This is a genomic window from Nocardiopsis nanhaiensis (assembly GCF_054778635.1).
In genome coordinates, this window is the sequence record NZ_BAAGZJ010000143.1 from 1 (window position 1) to 7,869 (window position 7,869).

The 7,869-nt window shown below is 72.4% G+C and carries 5 protein-coding genes; 3 read left to right on the forward strand and 2 right to left on the reverse strand.

Translation table 11 applies throughout. The features are described 5' to 3' along the window. Positions 1-139 precede the first annotated feature (139 nt). Positions 140-964: an MFS transporter gene (locus ACYVD1_RS33965; RefSeq protein ID WP_460778584.1), complete on the forward strand. Its 825-nt coding sequence runs from the start codon at positions 140-142 to the stop codon at positions 962-964. 52 nt (positions 965-1,016) lie between these two features. Here ACYVD1_RS33965 and ACYVD1_RS33970 read toward each other — a convergent pair whose 3' ends face one another. Both ACYVD1_RS33970 and panB read right to left on the reverse strand, forming a co-directional pair. Then, positions 1,017-1,898, reverse strand: coding sequence for a sulfurtransferase (locus ACYVD1_RS33970; RefSeq protein ID WP_460778585.1), 882 nt, complete (start codon positions 1,896-1,898; stop codon positions 1,017-1,019). A gap of 202 nt (positions 1,899-2,100) precedes the next feature. Then, positions 2,101-2,955 carry a 3-methyl-2-oxobutanoate hydroxymethyltransferase gene (panB, locus tag ACYVD1_RS33975; RefSeq protein WP_460778586.1) on the reverse strand — a complete coding sequence of 285 codons (855 nt, stop codon included), beginning with the start codon at positions 2,953-2,955 and terminating at the stop codon, positions 2,101-2,103. Between the two features lie 424 nt (positions 2,956-3,379). Here panB and ACYVD1_RS33980 point away from each other — a divergent pair, with 424 nt between their 5' ends. After that, positions 3,380-5,092 carry an MFS transporter gene (locus tag ACYVD1_RS33980; RefSeq protein ID WP_460778587.1) on the forward strand — a complete coding sequence of 571 codons (1,713 nt, stop codon included), beginning with the start codon at positions 3,380-3,382 and terminating at the stop codon, positions 5,090-5,092. Between the two features lie 86 nt (positions 5,093-5,178). Beyond that, the coding region (locus ACYVD1_RS33985) for an ATP-binding protein (RefSeq protein WP_460778588.1) at positions 5,179-7,869 on the forward strand (2,691 nt) is incomplete at its 3' end.

Here is a 7,869-nt window from a genome sequence, read left to right on the forward strand (position 1 = left end):
CTTCATCGTTGGTGTGGAGGTCGTGGTTGGTCATTGTCACCGTGGTGGTTGCCTGTTCTCGCCCTGCTTGTGTCAGTTAGTGAAGGTTATCCCTTGGTGTCCCACTTGAGCCTGACACAGAGGGGTCGACCGGCTCTCCATGACCGTGGGGCCGATCATGGCCGGTGCGGTGGTCGCCGCGCTGGGCGCCCTCACCGCCCTCTACCTCAACGCCGCGCTCATGGTCCTGTCCGCTCTCGTGCTGGCGCTCATGCTGCGCCGGGACACGGAAGCCGCGGGAAAAGCGGAGACGGACCCCGAGGCGGAGGACGGCTACCTGGTCCGGCTGTACGCGGGCTGGCGGGCGGTCTGGGGCGACCTGCCGCTGCGGATGCTCGTCGCGATGGTCCTGGTGACCAACATCGTGGACGTCGCCGTCATGACCCTGGCCCTGCCCATCTGGGCGTACGAGGGCGGCTGGGGGCCCGAGGCCGTGGGACTGGTGGCCGGAACGCTCGGTGGCGCCTCGGTGTTGGGCTCGCTGGTCGCCGCCTGGATCGGGCACCGGCTTCCCCGCAGAGCCGCCTTCTTCGCGGCCATGGTGATCGCCGGTCCGCCGCGCATCCTAGTGTTGGCCATGGACGTCCCGCTGTGGGCCGTCCTGGTGGTGTGGGCGGTCTCCGGCCTGGGCGGCGGGCTGATCAACCCGATCCTGTCCGCGATCATCTTCGAGCGGCTGCCCAAGCACATGGTGGGACGCGGGATGGCGATGGTCGGCGCGCTGACCCGTCTGGGCGCCCCCGTCGCGGCCCCGGGCATCGGCGTGGCCATCGGCCTGCTCGGAGTCTCCCCGGTCCTGGTGGCGGGGGCGGCGGTCTACCTGGCCGCGGTGGCCCTGCCCGCCTTCGGAAGGGCGTCCCGCGGTCTGGAGCGTCCACCGGAGGACCCGGAGCCCGCATCAGAGCGTCCGTCGAACAATCCCTAGTCGCCCGGCCCGGGACCAGTCATGCCAGCCCCGGTCCCGTCCGGGCCGGGGCCTACCCGGGTTTGTCGCCCGTGACCAGGGGGAGGGAGCCGTCGGCGGCCCATGCGGTCATCGAGCCGTCGTAGACCGCCACGTCCTCGCGCCCGGCCAGCGACAGGGCATGGGCCACCCCTGTCGCGGCGATGCCGCCGCCGCAGTAGGTGACCGGGGTGACGCCCGGGTCGAGCAAGCCCTTCTCCTCGAACAGCGCACGCAGTTCCGCTGTGGGCTTCAGTGCCCCCGTCGCCGGGTCCGTGACTTCGCTGACCGGCAGGTTGATGCTGCCGGGGATGTGCCCGGCCCGGCTGTAGGTGACCTTGTCGCCCCGGTAGGTCTCCGGGTCCAGGACGTTGACCAGCACGGTCCCCTTGTCGTTGAGGGATGCGGCCACCTCCCCGGTGGAGCGCAGGAGCTCGGGGCGGCGGCGTGCCTCGAAGGTCCGGGGCTCGGGTGCGGGGGAGGGCTCGCCGGTGACCGGCTGCCCCGCCGCCTTCCACGCGCGCAGGCCGCCGTCGAGGACCTTCACGTCGTCGAATCCCTCCAACCGCAGGTGCCACCACAGGCGCGTCGCCCAGAACCCCGTGGTCTGGTCGTAGACCACGACCTGCTTTCCGGGACCGATCCCCAACGCCCCGGCGCTGGCCGCGAAGCGCTCCGATGACGGGACGGTCCACGGCGCGGAGGCGTCGGGGTCGGCGAAGTCGGTGAGCAGGTCGGCGAAGAGCGCACCGGGGATGTGCTCGGCGTCGAAGGTGGTCCGGCCAGACTCCACGGTGTACGGCCCCTGGGCCGGCATGCTCAGGTGGGTGGTCGAGTCGAGGAGGACGAGATCGTCGTCGTCGAGGTGCTGTGCAAGCCAGGCCACGCTGACGGTCGGTGCTGTGCTCGGTGACATGCCCGCTCCTTTGCAGTCGGTACGAACCGTTGGGAGTCCCCAACTCGCTGCTGGTCCGTGTTGTTCCGACTGACCTGCTGCGCTGGCTGGCACGGCGGTCCGGCCGCCCTGCCGACCCGCTGGTCCGCCTACGCCGTGGCCCGGCTGTCTCCCGTATACGGGAAACCGCCGCCCGGAGTCCGGACGGCGGTCACTCGGATGATCAGCTGGAGTAGGTGTGCTCCTCGGCCGGGAAGCTGCCGTTGACCACCTCGTCCGCGTAGTCGGACGCGGCGTCGCGCAGGGTCTCGGCCAGGTTGGCGTAGGTCTTGACGAACTTGGCCACCCGCGGGCTCAGCCCGGCCATGTCCTGCCACACCAGCACCTGCGCGTCGGTGGACGGACCCGCGCCGATACCGATGGTGGGCACGGCCAGCTGCGCGGTGACCTGGGCGGCCAGGTCGGCCGGAACCGCTTCCAGGACCACGGAGAACGCGCCCGCGAGCTCCAGCTCCTTGGCGTCCTTGAGCAGACTGGCTGCCGCCTCGCCCCGGCCCTGCACGCGGTAGCCGCCGAGGGTGTTCACGGACTGCGGGGTCAGGCCGACGTGGCCCATGACCGGGATGCCGGCCGACACCAGGAGTTCGACCTGGGGCGCGACCGCGTGGCCGCCCTCCAGCTTCACTGCTTGAGCGTTGCCCTCCTTCATGAAGCGGGTGGCCGCCTCCAGCGCCTGCTGGGGGGAGCCCTGGTAGGAGCCGAAGGGCAGGTCGGCCACGACCAGTGACCGCTTGGTGGAGCGGGCGACGGCCGCGGTGAGGGGGATGAGTTCGTCCACCGTCACCGGGACGGTGGAGTCGTACCCGTAGACGACGTTGGCGGCGGAGTCGCCGACGAGGAGGACGGGGATGCCCGCCTCGTCGAAGATCCGGGAGCTGAGGGCGTCGTAGGCGGTCAGCATCGGCCAGCGTTCGCCGCGCTGCTTGGCCAGGGCCAGGTCGCGGATGGTGACGCGTCGGTTGGTGACCCCGCCGTACAGGGCGTTGCCCTCGGAAGGGGTCTTGGCTGTGGTGCTCATGATGGGTTCTTCCTCCGGTGTCTCGAAGCACCCGCGTGGGGTGTCCCCGGACCTGTGGACGGAAACAACTGTCGTGCGCGCTCTCGCGCGGGTTCCCCGAAGGGACGGGTTCCCCGGAGGGAACGGTGCGGCGGTGCGGGTTGTTCCCCGGCCTCCCGTCCCTGACCACCCGGCGGGCCGGTGCGGCGGGAACAGGTGTGCGGGGGCCGCACGCCTGCATCATCGCATGGCGCCGACGGCCCGTACCCCGCCGGGGCGGGACTCCGGGCGACAACAGGGGTCGGGTGAAGGGACGTCTCTCCCGCCGCCGGCTGCCGGGTGGTTAGCATGGCAGCGGCACCGGCCCACACCGTTGGACCCGGGCGGCCGCGGAGGCGCGTGGCCTCCGCCGGCGGGCGGGCGCCGTGGATCGGAAGGTGTGCCCGTGGACCGGCAGACAGCGTATCGGCGCAGGTGGGGCGGTCTGGCGGTGCTCATCATCTGCCTGCTGGTGATCGTGGCGGACAACACGATCCTCAACGTCGCGCTGCGCACGCTCTCCGATCCCGTGGACGGGCTCGGCGCCAGCCAGTCGCAGTTGGCGTGGGCGATCAACTCGTACACCCTGGTCTTCGCCGGACTGCTGTTCACGTTCGGTGTGCTCGGCGACCGGTGGGGCAGACGGCGGATGCTCGTGGCCGGGCTCGCGGTGTTCGGTGCGGCCTCGGCGCTGTCGGCCTACTCCCAGAGCCCCGAGCAGCTCATCGCGGCGCGCGCGGTGATGGGGTTCGGCGCGTCGATGGTGATGCCGCAGACCCTGTCGGTGATCACCAACGTCTTCCCGGCTGAGGAACGCGGCAAGGCGATCGGGCTGTGGGCGGGCGCGGTCGGGTTGGCGATGGCGATCGGCCCCTCGGCGGGCGGCCTGCTCCTGGAGAACTTCTGGTGGGGATCGATCTTCCTGGTCAACGTGCCGTTCGTGCTCGTCGGCCTGGGGCTGATGTACGTGCTTATCCCGGAGTCCAAGGATGAGAACCCCGGGCGCCTCGACGTGGTCGGGGTCGTGCTGTCCGTCCCGGGCCTGGTCCTGCTCATCTACGGCATCATCACCGCGGGGGAGCGGGCCTCGCTGGCCGACTGGGACGTGTACGGGGCACTGCTGCTGGGAGTGGCGGTGATCGTGCTGTTCCTGCTGCACGAAGCGCGCACCCCCAACCCCTCGCTGGACGTGCGCTTCTTCCGCGACCCCCGGTTCAGCGTCTCCATCGCCGCCATCATGGTGCTGTTCTTCAGCATGGCCGGGATCATCTTCTTCCTCAGCTTCTACTGGCAGAGCGTCCGCGAGTTCACCCCGTTCATCGCCGGTCTGCTGGTGCTCCCCGCGGCCCTGGGCCAGATGGTCTTCGCGCCGCTCAGCCCGACCCTGGTGCGGTGGGTCGGCCCGCGCACGCTCGCGGCGGTGGGCGTGGCGATCGTGTGCTGCAGCTTCCTCTTCTACACGCAGATCGCGGTGGACACCCCGCTGGTGCTCATCATCGGGTTCTTCTTCCTGCAGGCCTCGGCGATGGCGGTGGTGCTCACCCCGGCCACCGACGCGATCATGTCGTCGGTCCCGCCGGGCAAGGCCGGTGCCGCCTCAGCGGTCCAGAACACGGTGCGCCAGGTCGCCACGGCCATGGGTGTCGCGGTGCTGGGCGCGGTGATCTCCTTCAACTACCGCTCTGGGATCGCACCCGCCCTGGACGCCGTGGCGGAGGAGTCCGACGTGAGCCCTGAGGAGCAGCGGGCGGCCGGGGAGTCGATCGAGGGCACCATGGCGCTGGCCCGGAGCCTGGGGGCGGAGGGGAACGCCCTGGTCACCCCGGCCAAGGAGGCCTTCTTGGCCGGCCTGCACCTGGCGGCGCTGGTGGCGCTGTGCGCCGGTCTGATCGGGCTCGTGGTGGTGCTGGTGTGGATGCCGCGCGAGGCCGCCACCCACCAGCCGACCCGGCAAACCGGACCCTCCAGCGGGGACACGGAGGAGGAACCCGCCGACCACACCGCCGAGAGTCCGGCTGAGAGTCCGGGAGACGACCGGGCCAAGAGCCGTCCGGGGGACCCCGGTGGCCCCGTCGGACCAGGCGGCCGCGATACCGGAACGGACCGCTCCCGGCCCTGACGGTCGCTCTCTGCCCGCGGGAGAACCGCGGGTTCCGGCGCGAAAGCCACGTGCCCGATCGGGTTCCAGCGGACATACTGGGCAGCATGCTGGTCCACGAACCCTCCGCCGTCTTCGTCGGGCGCCGCGGGCACCTCGCCCACCTCACCGCCGACCGGCGCAGAACCGAGGAGGAGGGGTCCCGTGCCGTGCTGGTCTGCGGCGGTGCCGGGGTCGGTAAGACCCGGCTTGTCGACGAGTACCTCCGGCGGGCCCCCGACACGCTCTCCTCGGTCGGCGGCTGCCTGGAACTGGGGTCCGACGGCGTCCCCTTCGCACCCTTCACCGCGATCCTGCGCAACCTGGTGCGCTCCGGCGGACCCGCCGCCGACCCCACCGGGGACCTGGGCCGCCTCCTGCCCGAACTCGGCGGTGCCGCGGGCGCCGCAGACGAGAGCCGGGCCCGCCTCTTCGAGTCCGTCCTCACCTACCTCGAGGGACGCGCCAGGCCCGACGGTCTCACCCTGGTCATCGAGGACCTGCACTGGTCCGACGCCTCCACCCGCGACCTGCTCGTCTTCCTGCTGCGCAACCTCGGCCCCGCACCCATCCACCTCCTGGTTACCGTGCGCACCGACGACCTGCACCGCACGCACCCGCTGCGCCGCCTCCTCCCCGAGCTGGAGCGGCAGCCCCGGGTGGCCCGCCTCGACCTCGAACCCCTCTCCCGGGACGAGGTCGGCGCCCAGGCAACCGCCCTGCGCGGCACCGAGCTCGACCCCGCCGACCTGGACCTGCTCCACGAGCGCAGCGGCGGCAACCCGCTCTTCGTCGAGTCGTTCCTGGCCAGCAACGACCCCGTCGGGGCGCCCATCCCGGACGGCCCCCGCGACCTCCTCCTCACCGCCGTCGAACCCCTGCCCGAACCCACCCGCCGCGTCCTCGGCCTGGTCGCCGCGGCGGGCATCCGGGTCCGGCACACCCTCCTGGCCCGCGCGGCCCGCCGCGCCGGTTTCACCGAGGACGCGCTCGAGTCCGCATTGCGCCCGGCCATCGACGCCCAGGTGCTGCGCACCACGCAGGACGGCTACGTGTTCCGGCACGGCCTGCTCGCCGAGGCCCTGTACTCCGACCTCATGCCGGGCGAGCGGGTGCGCGCCCACCGCCGCTACGCCGAGTCCCTCGAACGCGGCGTGGAGCGGATGCCCGAGCACGAGCAGGCCGTCCAGCTCGCCCATCACGCCTACGCCGCGCACGACCAGCCCCTCGCACTCACCGCCGCCTGGCGGGCCGCCAAACACGCCGCCGCCGTGGACGCCTACCCCGAGCACCTCGCCCTGATCGAGCGCGTCCTGGAGCTGTGGGACCGGGTGCCCGACGCCGCCGAACGCATCGGGCTCCGCCGTGACGAGGTGCTGGCCCGGGCCTCCGGGGTCTGCCTCGTCGCCGGTTCGCTCCGCCGCGCGGTCGGCTACGCCACCGACGGCCTGGACGAGCTCGGGGTCGCGGGCGTGCACGACCCGAGAGGCGCACCCCCCGAGCACGCCGAAGGCATCGCCCGGCTGCGCCACGCCCGCGCACGGGCGCTCAAGGAGATGGGCCGGGACGGCGCGATGGAGGACCTGGGCGAGGCCCTTCTCCTGCTGCCGTACCACCACCCCGACACCCCGGCGGTCGGCGCCACCCTGGCCGCCACCTTCATGGTGCGCGGCCACCGGAAGGAGGCCGCTGCCTTCGCGCGCCGTACGCTCGGACTCTCCCGTGAGCTGGGCGACCGGCGCAGCGAGGCGGACGCCCTCATCACCCTGGGCTCCCTCAGCAGCCCCACCGACTACGAGGGAGGGCTGCAGCAGCTCATGGAGGGGATCGGGCTGGCCCGGGATGCCGGCCACGTGCCGGCCGAGATCCGCGGCCTCATCAACCTCGGCGGCCTCCTCAAGAACCTGAACCGGCTGGAGGACAGCGCCCAGGTGTCACTGGCGGGGCTCCACCGCTGCCGCGTTCTCGGACTGACCCGCACCCAGGGCGGCGCGTTCACGTACGGACTGGCGGTCACCCGCTTCACCCAGGGCCGCCTCGCCGAGAGCGAGGAACTGCTGTCCGCCATCCCCGACGGCGGGGTGACCCAGGCCAGGGCGCTTACCCTGCGCATGCACCTGGACCTGTACCGGTGGCGGCCCGAAGCCGTGCGCGCGACGGCGGAGGAGTTCCGCAGGGTGCTCCCCGAACGGGAGACCTCGCCGCTGGAGCACCTGCCGGTCCACATGGTCCTGCAACAGCTGGCCCTGTACGAAGGGCGCCTGGTGGACGCCGGGACGATGGCCCTGGACCTGCTGGCCCGAGCACGCGGTGACGGGGCGGTGGTCTCAATGCTCCAGGGCCTGTACCGCTCCACCCGTGCGTGGTTCACCTCGATCGCCGTGCTGCTGGCCGAGGAACCGGACGCGCAGGCGCGGCAGCTGGCCGGGGAGATCCACCAGGCCCTGACCGAACTGCCCCAGGTGACCCTGCACTCCGACTGGCGTGCGGCGGACCTGGCCTCCCAGGCCTGGCTGTCCCCGGCCCCGGAGGAGTCCCTGGCCCTGTTCGAGGCCGCCCTGAGCGACCTCGGACCCGACGGCCACATCGTCGTGCGGGCCGAGTACCGGCTGGCGGCGGTCCGTGCCGCCCTGCGCGCAGGGGACCGCGGACGCGCCGCTGAGCACCTCGCCGCCGTCCGACACCTGGCGGCCCGCCACGGCATGGCCCTGTTCGAGCGGGAGGCCCGTGCCCTGCGCGCCCGTCACGGCCTGCCGGAC

What these genes read in the sequence shown, in the direction of transcription:
- ACYVD1_RS33965 (WP_460778584.1), top strand. Translation starts at nt 140, where the DNA reads ATGACCGTGGGGCCGATCATGGCCGGTGCGGTGGTCGCCGCGCTGGGC.
- ACYVD1_RS33970 (WP_460778585.1), bottom strand. Translation starts at nt 1,898, where the DNA reads ATGTCACCGAGCACAGCACCGACCGTCAGCGTGGCCTGGCTTGCACAG.
- panB (WP_460778586.1), bottom strand. Translation starts at nt 2,955, where the DNA reads ATGAGCACCACAGCCAAGACCCCTTCCGAGGGCAACGCCCTGTACGGC.